We start from the raw sequence: 817 nt of genomic DNA on the forward strand, positions 1-817 counted from the left end.
CAAACAGAATGCTATCGCTGCATAGTTGAACAGTGATGTTCAGCAGTGTTCAGCGTAAATGTATCAGGAAGTTGACAGTCCCCCAATCCACGAAGTCGGCTACCATCCCCGAGCCCAGCAGAAGGCAGGCCAGTACACCGCTGGGGCTGTGACGCAAGCCGTAGGCCATGGCCAAACTGCCCATCCCCCAGGCCCAAAACAAGCCTGCCGCAGATCCCCCAAGCTGAACCCACTGGGCCATCAGGCCAATACAGGCTCCCAGGGTCAGTTCACCGGCTATCAGCAGGGCGCTGCCCAGCCGTCGGGATCCCTGCTGCCAAGCCTGGAAGCCCGCCACCTGCAGCCCTACCATGAGGGCCAAGCACCCCCAGGCTCTTGCCCAGCGGGGAATGGCAGCCCAGTTGGCCGCCACAAAGGAGATCACCCCTAGGCCCACCAGAACTGCGCCAAACAGTAGCAGCACCAAGACAAAACGGCTGCCGGCCGCTTGGGGCAAGCTATCCAGTTGGTAGTACTCCCACAGCCGATCCCGCTGCTCAGGTTCAATCAACCCCTGCTCCACCCAGGCATCCAGCAGGTTGGCCAGTTGGCGGCGGAAACGCTCGCCGGGGTAGGGGGGGCGGGGAGAGGTCATGGCGGGATCCCGACAAGCGAAAGGAGGCTCGGGCGTTAAAGGAGTGGGATCGCTGAGGCGATTATAGTCCCTCACCCCTGGCTCCTCTCCCTCTAGGAGAGAAGGAATTGGGATCCCACTGCCTGAAGCACCCGCTGCAACACCTCTTGATAGCCAGCCACCGGATCCCCCAGATCAAAGCGA

Annotated in this window: 1 protein-coding gene; it reads right to left on the reverse strand. The window is 61.6% G+C overall.

What is annotated here, in order from left to right; genetic code table 11:
* Positions 1–49 precede the first annotated feature (49 nt).
* Entirely contained in the window at positions 50–709 is a 660-nt protein-coding gene (locus NW837_RS15240; protein ID WP_414332484.1) for a DUF2157 domain-containing protein, read from the reverse strand.
* Positions 710–817 lie beyond the last annotated feature (108 nt).

It is taken from the genome of Synechococcus sp. R6-10 (assembly GCF_047461815.1).
In the GTDB taxonomy this organism is placed as follows: domain Bacteria; phylum Cyanobacteriota; class Cyanobacteriia; order Thermostichales; family Thermostichaceae; genus Thermostichus.